Here is a 21,127-nt window from a genome sequence, read left to right on the forward strand (position 1 = left end):
GGCGACAACGAAGAAGTCGACCCGGTCGTCGCCCATCAAGGATAAGGCGACGCCTCGCTACGATTGGGCCATCAGATGGCCGCAATCCGCACGCAGAACCTCCGGAAGACCTACGGCGACGTGACGGCGCTCTCGGACCTCTCGCTGTCGATCGAGGCCGGCGAGCTGTTCGGCGCACTCGGGCCGAACGGCGCCGGGAAGACGACGACGATCAAGATACTCACCGGCCAGCTCCAGCCGGATTCGGGGACGGCGTCCGTGCTCGGCCACGACCCCGTCGGCGACCCGGTGGAGACGCGCCGGCACGTCGGCATCCTCCCCGAGCAGGAGTCCCCGCCGTCGTTCCTGACGCCGCGCGAGTACTTCGACTTCGTCGGAACGGTCCGGGACGTCCCCGGGGACGTCGTCGACGACCGCGTGGCCGAGTGGACCGACCGGTTGTCGTTCGCGGAGAAGCTCGACACCGTGTCGACGGACCTCTCGCGCGGCCAGCAGCAGAAGGTGATGATCACGCAGGCGTTCCTCCACGAGCCCGAGGTCGTGTTCATCGACGAGCCGCTCGCGAACCTCGACCCGATCGTCCAGGAGCGCGTGAAGGAGTTCCTCCGATCGTACCAGGAGGACGGGAACACGATCTTCATCTCGACGCACCACATCGAGGTCGCCGAGGAGCTCTGTACGCGCGTCGGCATCGTCTCGGGCGGGGAGCTCATCGCCGAACGGCGGCCGCGAGAGATGGGTGCGAACGAGTCGCTACTGGACGCGTTCGTGGAGAACGTGGGGGGATCGACTGCCAGTGCCGCCCCCGAGGGCCTCGTCGGGCGATGACGGCGTCGCTGAACCGCCGGTTGTTCGTGGAGATGCTCCGCGAGGAGTGGCGGATGCACGCGGACCTGTTCGGCGGGGTGCGGTTCGCGGCGTTCCCGCTGTTCGTCCTGGGCCTCGGCGGCGGGGCGGTCTGGCTGTTGACGACGACGTCGGTCGCGACCGTCGACGCACTGATTCTCGGCGTGCACGCGCTCGCGTTCGCGTTCGGGCTCCAGACGGGGACGACCGCGTTCCTCGGCCGGGACGCGATGCGGAACCTGCTCGGCGACATGACGCTGCTGTTGTTCACCGCGCGGACGCTACCGGTGTCCCAGCGGCGCCTGCTCGCGGTGTTCCTCGTGAAGGACGCGGTGTACTACTCGGGGCTGTTCATGCTCCCGATGGCGCTGTCGTTCGCGCCGGCGGTCGCCGCCGGCCTGCTCGCGCCCGTCGAGATCGCCGTCCTCTGGGGGACTGCGACCGCGACGTTCCTGCTCGGGGTCACGGTGACGTTCGCGGGCGTCGCGCTCTCGACGCGCGGCGTCAGCGGCCGCGTGGTCGCGCTCGCGCTCGCCATTGCAGTCGGCGTCGCGTTCGCCGCAGGCGTCGACCTCGTCCGGTTCACGCCCTACGGCGTCTACGCGGGCGCGAGCGTCCTCGAAACGGTCGCGGTGGTGGCCGCCATCCCCGTCCTCGGCGTGCTCGGCGTCGCGACGTACGACGCGAACTACAGCGCACCGGCCAGGACCGCAGCCGACGCCTACACGCGCTGGCGCAGTCGACTCCCGTTCGCCGACGACGCCGTCACCGCGAAGACCCTGCTCGACCTCTCGCGGTCCAGCGGCGGCGTGTTCAAGGTCGCGTTCTCGGGCGCAATCCTGCTCGCCGTCGGCGTGTTCCTCCTCGAACTCGCCGGCGAGATCGCAGGCGTCGACCCGTCACCGGGCGTCACGCTCGGCGCGATCCTCGGCCTGTCGGCGTTCACGACGTACAACTGGCTGACGCAGTTCGACAGCCTCGACGAGTACCGCCTCTACCCGCTCGACGTCGCGGACGTCCTCCGAGCGAAGCGTCGCGCGTTCCTCCTCGTCGGCCTCCCGACCGGGCTCGCGTTCTACGCCCTGGCTTTGGCGTTCCAGTTCGCGTCCGTCGGCGACGCGCTCGCGGGCGTGGTCGTCCACGTCGGCATCCAGACGTACCTCTTCGGCGTCACGGTCTACCTCGCGGGGTTCTCGCCGAACGAGTTCCTCTTCGACACCGTCCTGTTCGCGGCGTTCACGCTCGCGGTCGCCGCGCCGCTCGTCCCGATCGTCGTTGCCGGGTTCGTCGTCAGCGCCGGCACGCCCGTCGTGCTCGCGGGCATCGCCGTCAGTGGCGTCGTGCTCGCGTTCGCGGGTGGCGTGCTCGTCCGCCGCGCGACCCCGAAGTGGGAGCGACTCACGCGGACCTGACCGGCGCGGCCGCTGTGACGAACTCCGAAAGTGATCCGCGACGGGAGTTCCCGTCGCGGGCGGCAGCATGGTAGCGATGGAAGTGGTGTTACTTCGCACGCTCTCGCGTGGCGCCATTGCAACCGACGTGGAGGAGTCCCTTGGTGGTACGTCACGGTGCAACGTTTGCCGGTCGATCCGCGAGGTGGACTCTGACCCGCGCGAGCCGCCCAGCGGTCGCGGTGCCGCTGGAGGGTCGTTCCTCGAAGCCCCGGTTCGGGTTCAGGCGCCGCCGAAGTCGCCCGCGACGTGGAACGTCCAGGCGTCGTGTCCCGACTTGCACTCGGCGCTGGTCTCGATGTGGTCGACGAAGGCGACGCCGGGGTTCTCGAGCGTCGAGTCGCAGAACGGGCAGTTGTACTCCGACGTCCAGTTGGCGGTTGGGGTTCCTACTGACATGCCGCTACGTTGGCGGTGAACCCTCAAGAAACCCGCCTACAAAGTAATAGGATACCTTAATTGGCCTATTATGCCAACCCAGTATTTCGGTGAGTCGCGTTCGACCGTTCAAACGAGGGTTTGAGGTTACGTGACTGATACAAATACGGCACGCGACGTCACGACTGCAATGCGAGGAATGCCCTCCACCGCACCGCGAGGTGCGGACCGGTACGTCGACCGACACGCGACCGCGGCGAGCGGGAGCGGGAGCGGTCGGTGCGGCAGTCGAGTAGCGGCCGAGCGGAGGTGGGCGACGTGAGTCGCCGCCCCGCTCGCGAGACAATCGCGTTCGCCGTCGCACTGGCGGCGCTCGCGACCCTCGGCGGGGTCGCCGCAGCGTCCGTCGCGTCAGCGGCCCCCGCAGCATCGACCGCGGGCGGCGGGGGCGCGACGGACGGCGTGGCGCCTGCGAACGTCGACGCGAGCGCGCCGAACGGCTCCGTCGACTACGACGGCGAACGCCTCGTCGTCCAGCCGGCGACCGGGCAGTCCATCACCGGCACGACCACCCTCTCAGAGGGCACGCAGGTGACGGTTCGCGTCCGCTCGAGCGACAGCGCGAACCCGTTCCTCCGGTCGTCGGTCGCCACCGTCGACGGGGACGGAACGTTCGACGTGACGATGAACTTCGACGAGGTCGAGCGCGGCACCGAGTTCGAGGTCTCCGTCCACTACAACGGCACCAGGTTGGCGACCGCACCCGGCGTCGTCGGCGGCTGCGACCCGTCCTGCGACGACGGGTCGGGGTCAGCGAGGTTCGCGGAGCAACTCTACACGGCGACGGCCGGCGAGACGGTGTCGATCCCCGTGACGCTCAGCGACCGCGAGACGGCGACCGTCGTCTTCGGGAGCGACGCGACGAACGTCGTGATCCCCGTGACCGTCGAGGACGGGAACGGCGACGGCAGAGTCGTCCTCCAGTTCGAGACGGCGGTGGACGCGCCGAACGAGCACGGGATGTCCGCGAAGGCCGACGCCGACGAGGTCACCGTGCCGCAGGACGTCGAGCGGCCGGAGTCGCTCGCACCCGGGAACTACGACCTCGAGATCTACGAGAGCGCCGACTACGAGCGCACCGACTACGAGGGCGAACGGCCCGCCGACGTCGGCGCGGTCGTCCTGAACGAGCCGACCGACGACCCCGCGACGACGCGCGCGACGGACGACGCGAACGGGACGACGACCGTCGGCACCATCTACGGAACCGGGACGTCCGCCGTCGGCGACTCCTCGAACGGCGTCTCGCTCGTGACCGTCGGTGCGCTCGGGCTCGGCGGCTTGCTCGCGGTCATCGGCGTCGTGGCGCTCGTCGGCAGCTTCGACTAACGAACCGAGCGCTCGCGCCTGAAACTATATCAGCGGGGCGCTTCGACGTCGGAATCCAACCGTGGTCGACGACACCGACGGCGAAGGCGACGGACGCGGCGACGACGGCGACGTGCGGAGCGGGTACGACGCGCTCTCGCGCGCCGCTGACGCGGACGACCTGTCGGCGACGACGAGTCCCTGGGGCGACAGTCACTTCCAGCGCGAGTACGCCTGGCCGGGGGTCCGCGAGCGCTTGCCGGCCGTCGATGACGCGGCCGTCTTGCTCGCTGGCTGTGGCCGCGGGGACCACGTCGGGTACTTTAGGGAGCGTGACGCGACGGTGACGGGCGTGGACGCGAGCCCCGACGCGCTCTCGACGGCGCGCGAGCGCCACCCCGGTTGCGAGTTCGCCGCGTGCGACCTCGGGACCGGGCTGCCGTTCGACGACGGCGCGTTCGACGTGGTACTCTCGAACCTCGTCCTGAGTCACCTCCCGGACCTCGACCGCGCGCTCGCGGCCGTCGAGCGCGTGCTCGCCGACGACGGCGCGTTCGTCGCGGGCGTGATCCATCCAGCGTACCAGCGCTCGCACTGGGACCTCGAGGCGTACGCGGAACCGACCGCTCGCGTCGTGGACTGGGGCGCGGCCACGCTCCGCTCGCACTACCGGCCAACGAGCGCGATCGTACAGGCGTTCGTCGACGCGGGACTGAAGCTGGAGCGCGTCGCCGAACCGACGCCCCTGGCGTCCTACGCGGACGCGAACCCGGAGCGGTACGCGGCCGCGATGGCGGAACCACAGGTGCTCGTCGTTCGCGCCCGCAAGCAGTAAGAGACGGTCAGGCGGCCTACTCGTCGTGCGTGCCCTCGACGAGGCGCTCGAGGTGCTCGGGCGGGACGGCGCCGCGGGCAGCGTACCCGTCGTACGCGAACGTCGGGACGCCCGTGACGCCGTCCTGCTGGGCGGCCGCGAACTGCTCGTGGAGTTCCTCGCGGAGGACGTCGTCGTCGAGCGCGCTCCGGATCTCGTCGGCGTCGACGCCCGCGTCGGTCGCGAGCTCCACGAGGACGTCGCGGTCGCCGATGTCGCGGCCGTCCTGCCAGAGCGCGTCGAACACCGCCTCGTCGAACGCGAGCCACGTCTCGTAGTCGTAGTGCTCGTGGACGTAGTACGAGGCGACCTGCGCGGACAGCGAGTCGACGTCCGATGCCATCTCGAGGGACATCTCGACGCCGTACTCCTCCTGGAGGCGTCGAACGTTCTCCTTCGCCTGCTCGTAGTACGAGTCGTCCTTCCCGTCGTCGACCGAGTGGTCGATCTCGCCGTCGGGGCCGCGCTGGCCGCTCCGGAGGTCGAACGGCCGCCAGTCGATCCGGAGCGGCTCCTCGCGCCGGTCCTGGTAGCGGTCGAGGGACGCCCGACCGAGGTAGCAGAACGGGCAGACGTAGTCCGAGTAGACGGTGACGACGTCCGATCGCGAGTCGACGTCGCCGGTGGTGGATTCGCTCACGGCGGTATGTAGGCGACGCGAACGGATAACGGCCCGGCCGGTCTGTTCCCGGGACGCACGAGCGCGAGCGGTACGTCGACGCGTTCACAGTGCGGAGGGACGCCGTGGGAGTCCCGTTCACAGTAGCTCTATCTGTACGGCGAGCGTATACGTTGACGATGACGAGCGAGGACGACGGGACACCCCATCTCCTCCTGCTCGCGCACGACGGCGAGATGGCAAAGGAAGACGTCGCCGTCCTGGAAGCCGCAGGTGCATCCGCCGAAGTACGCACGGTCGAGGACGGGCGGGTGCCGGCCGCCGCGGCCACAGCGGCGTCCTGCGTCGTCTGCCCGTACGACCTGGGGGACGCGTCGGGCGTGGAGGTACTCCGGTCGCTCCGCGAGCACGCGGAGCGAGTGCCGTTCGTGCTGTACGCCCGCGACGGCGACGAGGCAGTCGCGACCGAGGCGTTTCGTGCGGGCGTGACGGACTACGTGCCGGTCGAGGACGGCGTGACGCCGACGGTCGCCGAACGGGCTGTCGCGGCGGTCGATGCCGAATCAGGCGCCGAACGCCCAGGGCGCGATGGCTCGGTCGCGGACGATCGCCGGGCGGTCGAGGACCGCGAGCGCGCGCTCCGGCGGGCGTACGAGGTGGTCGCCGACGGCTCGCTGTCGTTCGACGAACGCATCGAGGACCTCCTGGGGATCGTCCGCGAGGCGGTCGGGACGTCGTACGCGACGCTATCGTACGTCGAGGACGACGACTACACGTTCGAGGTCGTCGACGCGCCCGGACAGGACGACGTCGCCGCGGGCGACGTGACGTCGCTGTCGACGACGAACTGCGAGCGCGTGGTATCGACCCAGCAGACGCTCGTCCTCGAAGACATTGAGCGCGACGCGCCCGATCTCGCGGAGCGCGCCGGGAACGCGGACCGGGGGATCTCGTGCTATCTGGGGGCGCCCGTGACGGTGGACGGGGAGCCGTACGGGACGTTCTGCTTCTACGGCATGGAACCGCGCCGGGAGGCGTTCTCGGAGTGGCAGGTGACGTTCGTCGACCTGTTCAGCGACTGGGTGAGTCGAGAGCTGGAGCGCGAGCGCTACGTCGACCGGCTGCGGGCGTTGAACGACCTGCATTCGGTGGTGCGGACGTTGACGGACGCGGTCCTGCATCGCGAGGACGGCACGCGACTGGAGCAGACGGCGGTCGACCGACTGGTGCGCACCGACTCGTACGCGCTCGCGTGGGTGGACGCACCGGTCGACGACGACGCGGACGCGACGTCGACGGTGGCTGCGGCGGGCGCGGACGCCAGCGAGCTCTCGGACGCGAACGCAGGAACGGGCGCGGACGCTCACGGCGATGCGGACGCACACGTCGATGCGGACGCTCACGGCGATGCGGACGCACACGGCGATGCGGACGCTCGCGGCGATGCGGACGCTCACGGCGATGCGGACGCTGACGTGGACGCGGCAGCGCACGTGAGCGATCCGAGTCGGCGGGCGTTCCGCGAACGCGAGACTGTCGCGGTGGCCGTCCCGACCGACGGCGGTTCGGGCGGCGGCGGCGCTCGCGGGCGCGACCTCGCTGCGCGTGGCCTGGAGCGACGGGCGGCGGTCCCGGTCGCGTTCGAGGACGAGTCCTACGGCGTCCTGAACGTCGCGACGGCCCGCCGGGACGCGTTCGGGGACCGCGAGCTCGCGGTGCTCGGGCAGGTCGGCGAGATCCTCGGCCTCACGATCGCGACCGTCGAGCGCGAGCGGTCGCTCGAAGCGGAACGCGAGCGACTGGAGTTCGTGAACCGCTTCGTCCGCCACAACCTCCTGAACGGCCTGAACGTCGTCGACGCTCGCGCGGAGATCCTCGAGTCGCACGTGGACGCGGACGGGCGCACGCACCTCGACACGGTCCGCGATCGGACGGCGGAGATGGTCGACCTCGTCGAGACGCTCCAGGCGCTCATGGAGGCGTTCGTCGCGAGCGAGTCCCGGCAGACCGAGCGCGTGGACGTTCGGTCGATCGTCGAGGCGGAGGTCGAGGAGGCGCGGGAGGCGTTCGAGCACGCGTCGTTCGAGCTGTCCGTGGATGCGGCGGCAGCGGCGGCGCCGGTGCGCGCGGACGCCCTGCTCGGGGAGGTGTTCGGGAACCTGCTCGCGAACGCCGTCCAGCACAATCCCGACCGGGCGCCGTCGGTGTCGGTCGACGTGGTCGCGAGCGCGACGTCGGTGACGGTGCGCGTGACCGACGACGGCCCGGGCATCCCCGAGGACGTCCTGCCGTCGATCTTCGAGACGGGCGAGCGCGGGTTCGACAGCCCCGGGACGGGGTTCGGGCTCTACCTCGTCCGCGAGATCGTGGACGCGTACGGCGGGAGCGTTGCGGTGACGAACCACGACGACGGCGCGACGTTCGCGGTGACGCTCCCGCGAGCGGACGCCGAAGGGACGGGCAGCGAGTAGCGCGGTCGTTCGATCCCACGGGAGTGCTCGGGGCGGTCAGCGACGGACGACGGCGAGCGCGGCGACGAGGGCGAGCGTCCCGAGGAAGAACACGAGACCGGGTTCGAGGACGTCGAGGACGAGGTTCGCGAGCGTGCCGTCGGGTGCGACGCCGTCGACGGCGCTCGCGGGCTGGGCGGCGTCGTCGCTGAGGCGAGCGCCGCGCGCGAGGCGTTCGACGCCGTACTGGACGAGCAGGCCGGCGGCCGCGAGCAGGCCGACGCCGCCGACGATGCGCGTCATCGAGCGCTCGACCGCGGGCGCGAACTCCTCGTTCCCGACGAGGACGATCGGGTCGCTCGCGGGGCCGTAGACGGCCATCTCGTTGCCTTTCTCCGAGTACCGGGCGTCGACGTGCTCGACGAGGCCGGCGTCCTGGAGCGTCGAGAGGTGGTAGTGGACGGTCTGGACGCTCTCGTCGAGGCGGTCGGCGAGCGCGCTCGCGGTCGCCGGCTGTTCGAAGAGCGCGCGGAAGACGCGACGGCGCGTGTCGGCAGCGAGCGCGTCGAGGACGACGTCGGACTCGTCGCCGACGACGTCGAGGACGAGCGGTCGCTCCTCGCTCTCGGCAACGTCCCCCTGAACGCGTTCGATGAGGCTCCCCATTGCTACTCCCTCGTTCTCGCGTGACGGATTTAATTGTGGTCGTAACTCAAACCTCGCCTTGAGTGGTCGTAATCCGGGCGTACCGCGGCCGAACGAGCGGCGAACGGCTCCCTGGCGGCGAACGCGTCGTCGACGACCGAAGGGGCGTCGATGACCGACGGGGCGTCGATGGCTGGCTGGGCGTCGATCACCGACTGTGCGACTATCGCCGATGGCCCGTCGGCCCCGGATGCGTCGGTGGTCCCGGTCGCGTTCGTCTCGTTGCGTGCGTCGCGGAGTGCGGCTGAGACGGCGCGCTCAGGCCTGAGGCGGCCGCCGCCGGTGCGTGCGTCGAGGCCTTCGACGCCGACGTCGCGCGCGGTCGATTCGAGGTAGGATTCGACGGTCGCGGGCGACGCGTTGGGCCGAACGGCGCGGACGAGTGCCGCGACGCCGCCGGCGCGGGCGGCGGCGACCGAGGACCCGTGGAAGCCGTCCTCGGCGCGTGCGGTCGCGAGGACGTCGACCCCGCGTCGCCCGTCCGCCGTGGGGCCGCTGGCGCTGTAGGCGGCGAGACGCCCCCGGACGGGATTCCACGCGCCGACTGCGAGCACGCCCTCGGCGGTCGCCGGGGCGACGAGACTCCCGCGGACGGTGACGTGCTGGAGGTCGTGCGTCACGGACGTGACGCGGACGGACGCGCCAGTCGGGCGGTTCGGGCCGCGGACGACGAGGAAGTGCGTGTCGTCCTCGACGCGGACGTTCAGTCGCGCGTTCGGTTCCGCGTCGGCGTCGTACGGCACCGAGCGTGCGACGAGGCGCGGGCCGTCGTCCGTGACGCGGTAGAGTTCGAGCGCGTACGATTCGTCGGCGTGCGCGCGATCCCAGGACACCCAGGCGCGGACGACGCGCCCGCCGCCCCGGAGGTAGTTCCGCGCACCGTCCTCGACGACGAGCGCGCCGTCGCGAACCCGGTCGTAGCGGTCCCGGTACGTGCCGCGGGCGGTGTTGCCAGCCGCGGCGACGACGACGACGCCGCGGGCGACGGCGCGCTCGGTGACGTTCTCGACCGTCGACTCGCCGGACCCGTGCTTGCCGTGGAACGCGGCGGGGACGACGACGACGTCCGCGCCCTCGCGGACCGCCCACGCCATCGCGCGCCCGTACCCGCGCTCGCCGTCGAACTCGGCGAGGTAGAGGTCGACGTCGGGCGCGACGTCGACGACCTCGCGCGCCGACCGGGTGCCGTGGCTCGCGCCGGCGTTCGGGCCGACGGCGTCGCCGTCCCCGAACGAGCGCGCGGCGCGGACGCGGTCGGCGTACGCTGCGTCGGCGGTGTCGAACCCGGTCGGGTCGAGGACGGCGACGGTGACGTTCTCGCCCGTGACGCCGTCGGCGTGCACGCTGTCGACGTCGTCGTTCGGTGCCGGCGGCGCTTCGGGCGCCGGGGACGAGTCGGGGAGGGCGACGCCGGCGAGGCTGGCGACGAGCGCGAACACGACGAGCGCGACGACGAGGACCGTTCGGGGCGACTGCGTCGACATGTCGGGGTCGTGGCCGGTGGGTCGACCGGTGCCCGAAAAGGTCTATCGATGACGTGCGGGCACCCGTAATCGGGGGAACGCATAAGCCGCCCCCTGTTCAATCGGGGGACATGTATCACGTACTCCTGCCGATCGACGACAACGAGGGGCGAGCGACTGCACAGGCGAACGCGATCGCGGACCTGCCGGCCGCGGACACGGACGTGGAGGTGACGGTGCTGCACATCTTCCAGGACAACCCGTCGGGGGCGTCCGTGCACCAGGTCGGGTCGGTGCGGCGCGCGACCGAGGTCCTCGAGGCGGCGGGCGTGGAGTACGCGCTCGACGAGGAGTCGGGGAGTCCGGCGTCCGAGATCGTCGAGCGCGCCGAAGATCTGGACGTGGACGCGATCTGCGTCGCCGGCCGGAAGCGTTCGCCGACGGGGAAGGCGCTGTTCGGGAGCGTCTCGCAGAACGTCATCCTCGACACGAACCGGACCGTGCTGTTCGCGCACGTCGAATCCGAGGAGTGAGCGCCTCGCGGAGATCGGCGCGTTCGGTCGCGTAGCGACTTCCATTCGGTGTCCGGGCGTTTGCGGGGTCGCGAATCGTGGCGTCGTCCGCTGGCTCGGTCAGGTGCCGTCCGCGGATTGACGGGGTCAGTCGTCGTCCGTGGGCTTCTCGAGGTCGCGCTCGGCGGGCGGTCGCTGGACGTGGAGGACGATGCTGGCGTCGGTCGAGACCTCCATCTCGTACTCCATTGGGGTCTCGTCGGTGGGTTCGAAGCCGAGTTCGCGGTAGACGTGGATGGCGGTCGCGTTGTCGCGGGCGACGTCGAGGGCGACGCCGTCGCAGCCGCTGCTGGCGGCGTGTGCGAGGACGTGCTTGGTGAGCTCGGTGCCGAGTCCGTGGCCGTGATGGTCGGGGTCGACGTACACGAGCATCTCGGGGACGTCGGCGTCGGCGGGCGCGTACCCGGCGTGGCCGACGACGGTGCCGTCGAGGGTGGCGACGAAGTTCCGACCTCGCTCGAGGAGGGTGTCCAGCCAGTCGCGGATCACGGGCTCCTGGGCCGGTGGGATGCCCATCGACCGGTGCTCGGCGGGGTAGTCGCGGTACATGTCGACGACGCCGTCGAGCGAGTCGTCGGCGGTCGGCTGGACGAGGTACGGGCGGCCCTCGGCGTCGAGGAACCGCGGACACCGTGGGGGGCAGTGCTCGGTGCCCTCGCAGTCGCCGTGCCACCACGAACTGCACGCGTTCGACGCCATTTCGCATGAGATGACGTCTCACGGGAACGTGAAGGGGCGGGGGCGTTCTATATATCTGGGAATGGCGTGGGGCGGGGGCCTGGTTCGACGTCACGCGGATCCGACGACTGCGAGGACGTCGGGCGCTTCGTAGACCCGGTAGCGTTCGCCGCCCGAAATCTGTTCGACGATGCCTTCGGCTTCGAGCGCCTCGATGGCGTCGTAGACCGCCTGCCTGGAGCGGCCCGTCGCCTCGATGGCGCGCGGCGCGGTCAGGTACGGTTCCTCGAACACGTACTCGACGACGTCGCGGACCGCGGGGCGCTTCGGGAAGCGCTCGAAGTACGACTCCTGGAGGGACTGGAGTTCGACGCCGCAGTCGTACGCGTCGATCGCCTGTTCGGCGATGGCGTTCAGTACGAACTCGATCCACTGCGTCCACGCGCCTTCCCGACTGACTTCGAGGAGGTAGTCGAGGTACTGCTGGCGGCGGCGATTGAAGTACGCGCTCAGGTAGAGGTACGGCTCGGGGAGGAGGCCGGCGTCGTACAGCTGGAGCATCATGAGGAGGCGACCGAGGCGGCCGTTCCCGTCCCGGAACGGGTGGATGGTCTCGAACTGGTAGTGCGCGAGCGCGACGTCGACGAGCGGCGGATAGGAGCCGCGGTCGACGTACGCGAGGAGCTGCTCGAGGAGGATCTCGACGGTGTCCGGGTTCGCGGGCACGAACCGCGCGTGCTCGATGGAGCCGTCAGGGCTCCCGATGTAGACGGGGACGTCGCGGAGTTCGCCGGGGCGGTCCTCGCCGCCGCGGACGTCGTCCATGAGCGTCTCGTGGAGGTCGCAGACGAGGTCGACGCTGAGCGATTCGCCGTCGCTGAGACGCGAGAACCCCTGGCGGACAGCGTCGACGTAGTTGTAGGCTTCGCGGACGTCCTTCGAGTCGGCCGCGGATCGCTCGGGCGAGGAGTCGATGTCGTGGAGGATGATGTCGGAGACGGTGACGTTCGTGCCCTCGATCTGCGAGCTCATCGCGGCTTCGCGGACGACGAACGGCGCGATGAGGAGGTTCTCGTTGTCGACGTTCCCGTGGAGCGTCGCGAGCCGCCCGAGCGCGTACTGGGCGTCGCCGTAGACGGCGAGGAGGTCGTTCGTCAACTCGACGTCCGGGGGGAGACTCGGTGGCCTGAAGCAGGGGATGCCGTCGTAGTGGTCTATCGAGCCCGGGCCGTTCTCGAACTCCGCCGGATCCATCTTGACGTAGCCTCCGGCCCACGGCAACCTAAGTCTGCTGGCTATCGATTCAGTTGACTTAGCCCCGGACGTTCGAGCGTCTGCGTCTGCCGCCCGCTCGAAGGTCGGCGTCTAACGACCGCTGGCGCCGCGTGGCCGTCGTCGTCGAACGCAGCGGCATCGGAAGCACCGCTTAGTCTACTACACGCCATATAGTTGACTTAGCGCCGGACGGGGCGCTTTCGCGTCCACGGTCGTCACCGGTGCGACGACCCGTCCTCCTCGTCGACCACCTCGGGCGTCCCGCTCAGGATCCCCCGGAGGTCCGAGAGCGGTTCGCCGACCTTGAGGCCGTGCTCGGTGATCTCGAACCGGCGGAGCGTCCGCTCGTAGTCGCTCGTCCGCTTCTTCAGGACGCCGATTGCCTTCCGGAGTTCGCCCTGCACCTCGAGGTGGCGGAGGAACACGATGTTGTCCGCGAGGTAACTGATGTTGTCCTGGGTCACGTGGAACTCGCCGGTCACGTCCGTCGTCTCGTCTATGAGCAGCGTCGTGACGCCCTGGTTCTTGAGGTAGCGACCGAGCGCGTGCAGGCGTTCGGCGGTATGTTCGGACTCACCCCGGAGCGACATCCGGTATCCCGCGATGCCGTCGATCATCACGATGCTCGCCCCCGCCTCCTCGACCTCGCGCACGACCTTCGACGAGAACTCCTGGGGCGACACCTCGAGCGCCTCGACCTCCTCGACGTGGAGCGTCCCCCGGTCGAGCATCCGCTTCACGGGGAGGTTCACGCCCTCCGAACGCTTCAGGAACGTCCGCTTGCTCTCCTCGAACAGGTACACCACGGAGCGTTCGCCGCGTCCCGCCGCCTCCTTCATGAACTGCGTCCCGAGCGTGGTCTTCCCGACTCCGGTCGGGCCGCTGACGACGCTGACGGTCCCCGTCTCGAGGCCGCCGTTCAGTATCTCGTCGACCTCCGGGACGCCCGAGGAGATCGTCTCCCAGTCGAACTCTCGACGTCCCTCGCCGGGTCGAAGCTCCGGGTACACCGTGATGCCGTCGTCTCGTATCCGGTACGCGTGCGTGCCGGGGTTCGTCGACGAACCGCGGAACTTCGGTACCGTGAGCCGGCGACCGACGTCGGTGGTGGCCAGCTGTATCGTGCCGTCGCTGATGTACTGGAGGTCCTCGGTCGGGAGCCGCCCGGTCTCCTGTGCGGTGAAGAGGACCGTCGCGCCGTGTTCCTTCAGGAAGCGCATCACGCCGATGGCTTGCTTCCGGAACTGGTACTCGCCGGTCGTGAGGTAGTGCAGTTGCGTGAGCGGGTCGATGACGACGCAGTCCGGTTCGACCGACTCGACCGTGTCGATTATCGACTCCCGGAGCGGTTCTTGTTCGACGTCGGCCGGCTCGAAGAGGTCGTAGTCGCCCTCCGAACTGAACACCTCGCTTCCGGGACTGAGGTCGAGGAATTCGATGGCGTCGACGTCGAACCCGAACTGTGCCGCGTTCGCCTGGAGTTCCGTTACGTCCTCTTCGAGGTTGATGAAGAGACTCGTCTCGTCGGCCGCGACGCCCGCCTGGAGGAAGTGGAACCCGAGCATGGTCTTGCCCGCGCCCGCCGGACCGTTCAGCATGTAGCCCCGGCCCGGGATGAGTCCGCCGTGCAATATCGCGTCCAAATTCACAAGACCAGTCGATATCCTTTCACTTTCGTCCACGACCATACGCCGTCCACCCGTGGAAGCGCATCAAATGTTTCTGTTCGCCTGGATGCGAGAGAACCCGCCGCCCCCTTCCGGTTTCGGAAGGGGGACCTCGAACTGAAGGGGATAGATTCATTATAGATTGAGAGACGAGTTAGAGCCAGGACATTTGATGGCAGCCGACGAAACAGATGACGTATGTATTCTACTTGATCTCGAGAACCGGCGGAACCGAGAGGAGGCAATCCGGCACCTCCCCGCCGAGTCCGAGGTCGCGTCTAGTGCCGATTGGAACGCGGTCGAGGACGAGGTCGACCTCTGGATAGTCGACGCGGCGACGCTCGAACGACGCGCAGAAGACGTGCGAGCGCTGAAGGAACGAATCGAACCGCTGTTTCTCCCCGTTCTCCTCGTCTTCCCGGAGGACCGCGTCTCGGCGCTCGACTCGTCCATCTGGGACGTCGTCGACGACGTCGTCACTACCCCGATATCGCCAGCGGTCTTCGAGGCGAACGTCGAGAGCGCGCTCCGAACGCGACGGTTGTCCAGGGAGGCGTTGCGGTCCCAGCAGCGGTTCGAGTCGCTCGTCCGGACGACGTCGAGCGCGATCTTCTTCCTCTCCCCGGACGGCGACGTGAAGTACGCGAACGACGCCGCCGAGTCCCTCTTCGGGTACGACCGTGACGAACTCGTCGGCGAGGAGATCACGCAGCTGATCCCACCGGAACACCAGGACGCGGCGGCGGCCGGAATCGAAGGGTATGGTCGGCGGATCGCGCCCGACGTTGGGGGCGGCGTCCTGGAGTCGACCGCCCAGCGCAAGGACGGGGACGAGATCCCGATCCAGCTCTGCTACGGGTGGTTCGAGGTCGACGGCAGGACGTACCTGACGGGCGTCGTCACCGAGATATCCGAGATCAGGAAGCGCGAGACTCGTCTCCAGGTGTTGAATCGCGTCCTCCGGCACGACGTCCGGAACGACATGAACCTCATCCTGGGGCACGCGGAGACGCTCGCCGACGAACTGGACGAACCGTCGCCGCATCTGGAGACGATCCAGTCGGTCGCGGAGGACGTGGTTCGATTGAGCGATCAGGCGCGAGAGCTCGACGAACTCGTCCGCAAGGAGGAGGACGCGACTCGTGAAGTCGACGTCTGTACGCTCGTCGAGGCGAAGTGTCGCCAGTACAGCGAGGGGTGCCCGGTGGCGACGGTCGCGAGCGAGTTCCCGGACGGGACGGCGTTCACGGCCGAGGCGATCGATTTGATCGAGTCCGCGCTCGACAACCTGATCGAGAACGCGATCGAGCACAACGACGACCCGGAGCCGACGGTGACGGTGACCGTGCGGTTGGAGGACGCGACCGACGAGGAGTGGGTGGCCGTCGAGGTCGCGGACGACGGGCCGGGGTTGCCCCCTGGAGACGTCGCCGTGGTCGAGACGAACACCGTGTCTGCGCTCGAGCACGCGAACGGACTCGGGTTGTGGCTCGTGAGCTGGATCGTGCGGGCGTCGAACGGTCGCATCGACTTCGAGGAACGCGAGCCCCGCGGGAGTCGAATCACGGTCCGGCTTCCGCTGGCGCGGACGGCTGCTACGACCGGCGGCTAACCGAACGCGGGAGTTGACGGCCGTGTCCTCGAACTGTAGGGAGTAACGCAAAACCGGCGAGTACCGTAGCTGTGGAGACGTGACTCCTCGATCGCCCGATACGAGTACGACCGAGTGGCGCAACAGCCGGACGGACGACGACGTCGAGCACGACCCGGAGACGGGGGCGTACCGCGTGCGATGCGAAGACACCGCTCGACGCTCGCCAGTTGAAGCCGTCGTCGAACTGGTCGCAACGGTGGTCGGCCGCGACGAGCTCGACGTCGGTCCGCTCTACGACGTCGTCGACGTCGACGCGCTCGAGCAGTTGGTCGGATGGGAGGATTCCCGACCGGCCGTCGCGTCGGGGGACTCCCGGCCGGGGGTCAGGTCCGTGTCGTTCGGGTTCGAGGGGTGCGACGTCACCATCGACGGCGGGTGGGTGATCGTCGCGCCGAACGCGTCGAGCGACCGCTAGTTCGACCGCGACCGCCGCTCGGGAGCGACCATCGCACGGGAGGGGGTCCACAGTCGGCGGCGCGACGCTAGTCGTCGATGAGGGCGCCGAGGAGTTTTCGTTCTGCGGCGTGGATGTGCTCGGAGAACGTCGCCGAGGAGATGCCGAGGCGCTCGGCGACCGCCTTCCCGGTCGTCTGGCGCGGCCACTCGTAGTACCCCATCTCGAACGCGGTCCGAAGGACCTCTTGCTGGCGGTCCGTGAGGCACTCGTCGAGGAGTTCGTCGAGGACGGAGCGCGTGAAGATCGGCGTCACCGCGTCGGTCTCGCGCTTCGCGGTGAGGTCCGCGGTCGGGTGCTCGCTCAGGAACCGCTCGACGACGTCCGCGGAATCGTACGCTGGAGGGATCTCGGCGAGGATGTGGCCTATGCCTTCGACGCCGCGGACGTCCCGCGGGAGGGCGCCGTGTTCGGCGAGCGCCACTGCCGGACAGCCGGCGGAGACGACGAACTCGACGAGGCCGCCGTCGTCGTACTCGCGGATGAGCGAGGCATCCACGGAGTCCACGCTCTCGGCGGCGTCGAGGATGCGCTCCGGGTCGGTTCGCGTGACGTTGAAGTACTCCGAGTAGCTGTCGTCGGTACGCGGGACCATCTTCCCGAGTTCGAAGCGACAGTCCTCGGACTCGGAGAGCGCGACGAAGGGGTGCGGCGAGTCCCGGAACGCGAACTCGACCTCCGTCACCGTCCCGGAAGTTTGTCGTGAAGGGGACCTATCCATGATCGAGTAAACAATGGTTAAAATGGATATTCAGTCGCTTAAACGTGCGGGGTAACTCGGTTAATCACAAATCGCCGCCGCGGTCGACGGGAACCTCGCATGGATGCGGTCGTCGTCACCGCCAGGGATTCGTGCCGAGAGCGTGGAGGCCGGCGACGACGGCGAGGGAGACGCCGAGGAGGACGGCGGCGACGGGGAGCGCGGCGGCGACGCCGTCACCGACGAACGCGCGCCAGATCTGGACGGGGACGGTCCGGGGGTGGTAGGCGACGAGCATCGTCGCGCCGAACTCGCCCATCGAGCGCGCGAACGTGAGCGTGACGCCGGCGAGGACGCCGGGCCACGCGAGCGGGAGGGTGACGCGGCGGAACGTCGACGTGCGGTCGTGGCCGAGGCTCCGGGCGGCGTCCTCGAGGTCGGGGTCGACGCGGTCGAACGCGGCGGTGCTGGTGACGACGACGAACGGCGAGGCGACGAACGTCTGCGCGGCGACGATGCCGAGGTGCGAGCGCGTGAACGCGACGCCGAACGCGGACTCGACGGGCGCGAGGCCGCTCGGGCCGAAGACGGCGACGAGGAGGATGCCGGCGACGACCGGCGGGAGGACGAGCGGGAGGACGACGACGCCGGTGAGGGCGGCGGCGACGCGGCCGTCGGTCCGCGAGAGCCAGTACGCGAGCGGGACGCCGAAGAGGGTGGCGACGACGGTCGCCGCGCTCGCGGTCAGGAGCGAGTTCCCGAGCGCGGCGACGACCTGCGGGTCGCCCATGCGGTCGAGGAGCGCGCCGGGCGGCATCGAGACGACGAGCGCGAGCACCGGCAGCGTGTAGAGCGCGAGGAGCAGCGTCCCGGCGACGACCGCGACGACGCGGACGTCGATGCCGGTGCGCTCAGTATGTTCGGTCGGCGCCGCGGTCGCCTCTGGCCGGTTCGCGGTCATCGCTCCGCGAGGCCGGGCACGGCGCTCGGCCCGTTCGAGTCGACGTTCGACGCGCTCGAGCGATACCGTGGATAGGACTCGGGGACGGCGAACCCGTGCGCGGAGAGGGTTGCGCTGTCGACGAGAGCGTCGAAGACGCGTTCTGCTGCGGCGTCGTCGGGCGATCGGAGCGCGGCGGCGTACTCGACGACGTCGCCGGCGACGACGACGCCGTCCGGGAGGCGGTACGTCGCGGTCGCGTAGGCGTCGGCGCGGTCGGGGTCGGAGAGGTCGACGGCGGGCGGGAGGTCGACGAACTCGTACCCGCGGTCTGCCGCCATGCTCTCGTAGACGACGGCGGCGTCGAGCGCGCCGGTCTCGAACTGCGAGAGGAGCGCGGTCTCGGGATAGAGCTGGTCGGGCGAGAGCACGCCCTCACTGAGGCCGGGGTGGTCGTCGGCGTCCGCTGCGAGTTCGAGCGCGAACAGCGTCCGGTAGCCCAGCGGGTCGAGGTCGGGGTCGGTGCGGCCGAGCGCGGCGGTGCCGTCGAGGACGGGATCGTACCAGTCGGCGTCCTCGCGGTCGGCCGCGTTCGAGACGGCGCGCCCGCCCGGCGTGTCGGCGGTCGCGACGCAGAGCGCGTTCGTCGCGAACGTCGCGTCCCACGGCGAGTCGAGGAGGCGGTCGAAGAGCGAGGGGTCGGCGAGCGCGAGCACGTCGGGGTCGCGCTGGCCGTCCGCCACGAGGCGGGCGGCGGCGGCGGACCCGCGCGCCTCGAGCGCGATCGGGTCGTCGAGCGCGTCGCGGAGGCCGTCGTCGACCGCGGCCTGCAGGCTCCCGGCGGCGAGCACCTCGACGGGCTCGCGCCCACCGCCGATGCAGCCGGCGACGGCCGTGCTCGCGAGGGTGCCGGCGGTCGCGGCGAGGAACCCGCGACGCGATCGCCGCGTTCGCGAACCACGCAGGCGTAACCCGCCCATGCGAGAGCGTTGTGTCAAAACAGACATAACGGTTTCGTCCGTTCCAGGAAACATGGACGCTGGCTTCGAAGCGCACCTGCGAGCGGGCGACGTGACCGTCGACGGCGACGACGCGGCGTTGCTCGCGGCCGTCGACCGCGAGGGATCGCTCTCGGCGGCCGCGGACGCGCTCGACCGGTCGTACTCGCGCGCCCAGAAGCGCGTGAGCGCGCTCGAGGAGGGACTCGGGGCGCTGGTCGAGCGGACGCGCGGCGGCGCAGACGGCGGCGGCAGTCGCCTGACGGACGCGGGCCGGGACCTGCTCGCGCGGTTCGCTCGCGTCCGCGCCGCGTTCGCGGACACCGCGGAGACGGACGCAGCGGTGCTCCGCGGGACCGTCCGCGACCGCGACGGCGAACTCGCGACCGTCGAGACCGCTATCGGCGACGTCACCGCGCTCCTGTTCGAGGACGCGACCGACGTCCAGGTCGCGGTGCGCGCGGACGCCGTGACGCTCCACGACGCGACGACCGCACCGGACGCGGACGCCTCGAGCGCACGGAACCGGTTCGCGGGGACCGTCGCGGCCGTGGACCGTCGCGAATCCGTCGCGCTCGTCGAGGTAACCGTCGGGGAGGAGGACGGGGCCGACGGGGAGGAGGACGGGGCCGACGCCGGCGCGACGCTCCCCGTGCTCGTGACAGTCGACTCGCTCGAACGACTCGCGCTCGAGCCCGGCCGGGGAGTGGTTGCGACGTTCAAGGCGACGGCGACGCGAGCGACGCCCGTGTGAAAGCCAGTCGGCGCGAGACGAGCGTAGAGAGCCGTCGCGGGGAGGTTCCACGTCCCTGAGAGCGGACGCACGCTTTATGCGCGTTCGGTCGCAAGTGCGAGGCGAATGCTCGAGGACGAGTTCGGGCGCGAGGTGTCCGGGGTTCGCGTGTCCCTCACCGACCGGTGCAACTTCGACTGCGTCTACTGCCACAACGAGGGGCTGGGCGACACGCGCGGGCCGCAGGACCCCCAGGACGACGAGATGACCGCGGACGACGTGGTGCGGTTCCTCGAGGTCGTCGATGAGTTCGGCGTGGGGAAGGTGAAGTTCACGGGCGGCGAGCCGATGCTCCGCCAGGACCTGGAGGAGATCGTTCGCCGGACGCCCGACTCGATGGAGGTGTCGCTGACGACGAACGGGACGTTCCTCCCCGGTCGCGCCGAGGGCCTCGTGGACGCCGGCCTGGAGCGCGTGAACGTCAGCCAGGACGCCGTCGACCCGGACGCGTTCGCTGAGATCACGAACTCGGGCGCGTACGAGCGGGTCGTCGACGGCGTGGACGCGGCACTCGACGCAGGGCTCGCGCCGGTGAAGCTGAACATGGTGGTATTCGAGGCGACCGCGGGATACATTCCGGAGCTCGTCGACCGCGTCGCGGAACGCGACGGACTCCAGCTCCAGCTCATCGAGTACATGCCCGAGATCGCCGGTAACCCGGAGTGGGCGATCGACATCGAGCGCGTCCACGACTGGCTCGCGGAGCAAGCCGACCGCGTCGAGCACCGCGACATGCACGACCGCAAGCGGTACTTCGTCGACGGCGGCATGGTCGAGATCGTCGACCCCGTCGGGAACGCGGAGTTCTGCGCGAACTGTCACCGCGTCCGCGTCACGCACGACGGGAAGCTGAAGGGCTGCCTGAACCGCGGCGACGACCACCGCTCGATGGGCGACATGACCAAGCCCGAGATACGGGAGACGTTCCGCGAGACCGTCGCGAACCGCGTCCCCTACTACGGCGAGTACCTCGTCCAGGACGACGACGGCGAGTGGGTCGTCAACGACGCGTACCTGCCCGCGCCAGCGCAGGACTGAGTTTCCCGCTCAGTTTCGCTACTACGTCCCATTAATTGCCGAGGCCCTATTCCAAACAGGGCACGAATCAGTTACATTTCGGTCAATTTCGACGTTCGCGCCAATCGGTAGATACAGGGCACCCATTCATCATTGCGGTTCCGCTCCAGTCTACCAAATGCTGAAAGGAAATAGACCCGAATTCAGTAATCGCCCGCCCTTCTG

The 21,127-nt window shown here is 69.7% G+C and carries 20 protein-coding genes; 10 read left to right on the forward strand and 10 right to left on the reverse strand.

Annotated elements, in window-relative coordinates; translation table 11 throughout:
• The first annotated feature begins 75 nt into the window (after nucleotides 1-75).
• Nucleotides 76-828 carry an ABC transporter ATP-binding protein gene (locus G9C85_RS16495; RefSeq protein ID WP_166042015.1) on the forward strand — a complete coding sequence of 251 codons (753 nt, stop codon included), beginning with the start codon at nucleotides 76-78 and terminating at the stop codon, nucleotides 826-828.
• Nucleotides 825-2,258, forward strand: a complete 1,434-nt coding sequence (locus G9C85_RS16500) for a hypothetical protein (protein WP_166042016.1) — start codon at nucleotides 825-827, stop codon at nucleotides 2,256-2,258. The genes G9C85_RS16495 and G9C85_RS16500 overlap by 4 nt, the downstream gene beginning before the upstream one ends.
• 261 nt (nucleotides 2,259-2,519) lie before the next feature.
• Here the strand turns inward: G9C85_RS16500 and G9C85_RS16505 are convergent, their stop codons facing one another.
• A complete protein-coding gene (locus G9C85_RS16505; RefSeq protein WP_166042018.1) occupies nucleotides 2,520-2,696 on the reverse strand; it encodes a hypothetical protein in 177 nt (58 codons plus the stop codon).
• A 297-nt stretch (nucleotides 2,697-2,993) separates the two neighbouring features.
• Between G9C85_RS16505 and G9C85_RS16510 the strand changes: the two genes are divergently transcribed.
• Entirely contained in the window at nucleotides 2,994-4,064 is a 1,071-nt protein-coding gene (locus G9C85_RS16510) for a BGTF surface domain-containing protein (protein ID WP_166042020.1), read from the forward strand.
• Nucleotides 4,065-4,125: 61 nt separating this feature from the next.
• Nucleotides 4,126-4,878, forward strand: a complete 753-nt coding sequence (locus G9C85_RS16515; protein ID WP_166042022.1) for a class I SAM-dependent methyltransferase — start codon at nucleotides 4,126-4,128, stop codon at nucleotides 4,876-4,878.
• A 16-nt stretch (nucleotides 4,879-4,894) separates the two neighbouring features.
• Here G9C85_RS16515 and G9C85_RS16520 read toward each other — a convergent pair whose 3' ends face one another.
• A complete protein-coding gene (locus G9C85_RS16520) occupies nucleotides 4,895-5,557 on the reverse strand; it encodes a DsbA family oxidoreductase (RefSeq protein ID WP_166042023.1) in 663 nt (220 codons plus the stop codon).
• A gap of 158 nt (nucleotides 5,558-5,715) precedes the next feature.
• Here G9C85_RS16520 and G9C85_RS16525 point away from each other — a divergent pair, with 158 nt between their 5' ends.
• A complete protein-coding gene (locus G9C85_RS16525) occupies nucleotides 5,716-8,007 on the forward strand; it encodes an ATP-binding protein (RefSeq protein WP_166042025.1) in 2,292 nt (763 codons plus the stop codon).
• Between the two features lie 36 nt (nucleotides 8,008-8,043).
• Here the strand turns inward: G9C85_RS16525 and G9C85_RS16530 are convergent, their stop codons facing one another.
• Both G9C85_RS16530 and G9C85_RS16535 read right to left on the reverse strand, forming a co-directional pair.
• Nucleotides 8,044-8,652, reverse strand: a complete 609-nt coding sequence (locus G9C85_RS16530; RefSeq protein ID WP_166042027.1) for a helix-turn-helix domain-containing protein — start codon at nucleotides 8,650-8,652, stop codon at nucleotides 8,044-8,046.
• 29 nt (nucleotides 8,653-8,681) lie between these two features.
• Complete coding sequence (locus tag G9C85_RS16535; protein ID WP_166042029.1) at nucleotides 8,682-10,175, reverse strand: S8 family serine peptidase; 1,494 nt, start codon at nucleotides 10,173-10,175, stop codon at nucleotides 8,682-8,684.
• A gap of 110 nt (nucleotides 10,176-10,285) precedes the next feature.
• Here G9C85_RS16535 and G9C85_RS16540 point away from each other — a divergent pair, with 110 nt between their 5' ends.
• A complete protein-coding gene (locus G9C85_RS16540; RefSeq protein WP_166042031.1) occupies nucleotides 10,286-10,687 on the forward strand; it encodes a universal stress protein in 402 nt (133 codons plus the stop codon).
• 126 nt (nucleotides 10,688-10,813) lie between these two features.
• Here the strand turns inward: G9C85_RS16540 and G9C85_RS16545 are convergent, their stop codons facing one another.
• The 3 genes from G9C85_RS16545 to G9C85_RS16555 form a co-directional block, all read right to left on the reverse strand.
• Entirely contained in the window at nucleotides 10,814-11,425 is a 612-nt protein-coding gene (locus tag G9C85_RS16545; protein WP_166042032.1) for a GNAT family N-acetyltransferase, read from the reverse strand.
• 90 nt (nucleotides 11,426-11,515) lie between these two features.
• Nucleotides 11,516-12,658: a Fic family protein gene (locus G9C85_RS16550; RefSeq protein WP_166042034.1), complete on the reverse strand. Its 1,143-nt coding sequence runs from the start codon at nucleotides 12,656-12,658 to the stop codon at nucleotides 11,516-11,518.
• 236 nt (nucleotides 12,659-12,894) lie between these two features.
• Complete coding sequence (locus tag G9C85_RS16555; RefSeq protein WP_166042036.1) at nucleotides 12,895-14,367, reverse strand: ATPase domain-containing protein; 1,473 nt, start codon at nucleotides 14,365-14,367, stop codon at nucleotides 12,895-12,897.
• A 151-nt stretch (nucleotides 14,368-14,518) separates the two neighbouring features.
• Here G9C85_RS16555 and G9C85_RS16560 point away from each other — a divergent pair, with 151 nt between their 5' ends.
• Together G9C85_RS16560 and G9C85_RS19025 are read left to right on the forward strand one after the other, a co-directional pair.
• The gene (locus G9C85_RS16560; protein ID WP_166042038.1) at nucleotides 14,519-15,958 is read left to right on the forward strand and encodes an ATP-binding protein; all 1,440 of its coding nucleotides are present in this window, start codon (nucleotides 14,519-14,521) and stop codon (nucleotides 15,956-15,958) included.
• A gap of 79 nt (nucleotides 15,959-16,037) precedes the next feature.
• Nucleotides 16,038-16,415, forward strand: coding sequence for a HalOD1 output domain-containing protein (locus G9C85_RS19025; protein ID WP_166042040.1), 378 nt, complete (start codon nucleotides 16,038-16,040; stop codon nucleotides 16,413-16,415).
• Nucleotides 16,416-16,482: 67 nt separating this feature from the next.
• Here the strand turns inward: G9C85_RS19025 and G9C85_RS16570 are convergent, their stop codons facing one another.
• From G9C85_RS16570 to G9C85_RS16580, 3 genes are all read right to left on the reverse strand, one after another.
• Complete coding sequence (locus G9C85_RS16570; RefSeq protein ID WP_369680837.1) at nucleotides 16,483-17,139, reverse strand: bacterio-opsin activator domain-containing protein; 657 nt, start codon at nucleotides 17,137-17,139, stop codon at nucleotides 16,483-16,485.
• A 151-nt stretch (nucleotides 17,140-17,290) separates the two neighbouring features.
• Entirely contained in the window at nucleotides 17,291-18,115 is an 825-nt protein-coding gene (locus tag G9C85_RS16575; protein WP_166042042.1) for an ABC transporter permease, read from the reverse strand.
• On the reverse strand, nucleotides 18,112-19,074 hold the full coding sequence (locus tag G9C85_RS16580) for a substrate-binding domain-containing protein (protein WP_240148935.1): 963 nt from the start codon (nucleotides 19,072-19,074) through the stop codon (nucleotides 18,112-18,114). Before G9C85_RS16580 ends, G9C85_RS16575 begins: the two co-directional genes overlap by 4 nt.
• Nucleotides 19,075-19,126: 52 nt before the next feature.
• Between G9C85_RS16580 and G9C85_RS16585 the strand changes: the two genes are divergently transcribed.
• Entirely contained in the window at nucleotides 19,127-19,846 is a 720-nt protein-coding gene (locus G9C85_RS16585) for a LysR family transcriptional regulator (RefSeq protein WP_166042045.1), read from the forward strand.
• Nucleotides 19,847-19,951: 105 nt separating this feature from the next.
• Complete coding sequence (moaA, locus tag G9C85_RS16590) at nucleotides 19,952-20,923, forward strand: GTP 3',8-cyclase MoaA (protein ID WP_166042047.1); 972 nt, start codon at nucleotides 19,952-19,954, stop codon at nucleotides 20,921-20,923.
• The last annotated feature ends 204 nt before the right edge of the window (nucleotides 20,924-21,127 follow it).

Source organism: Halorubellus sp. JP-L1 (assembly GCF_011440375.1).
Lineage (GTDB): Archaea > Halobacteriota > Halobacteria > Halobacteriales > Natrialbaceae > Halorubellus.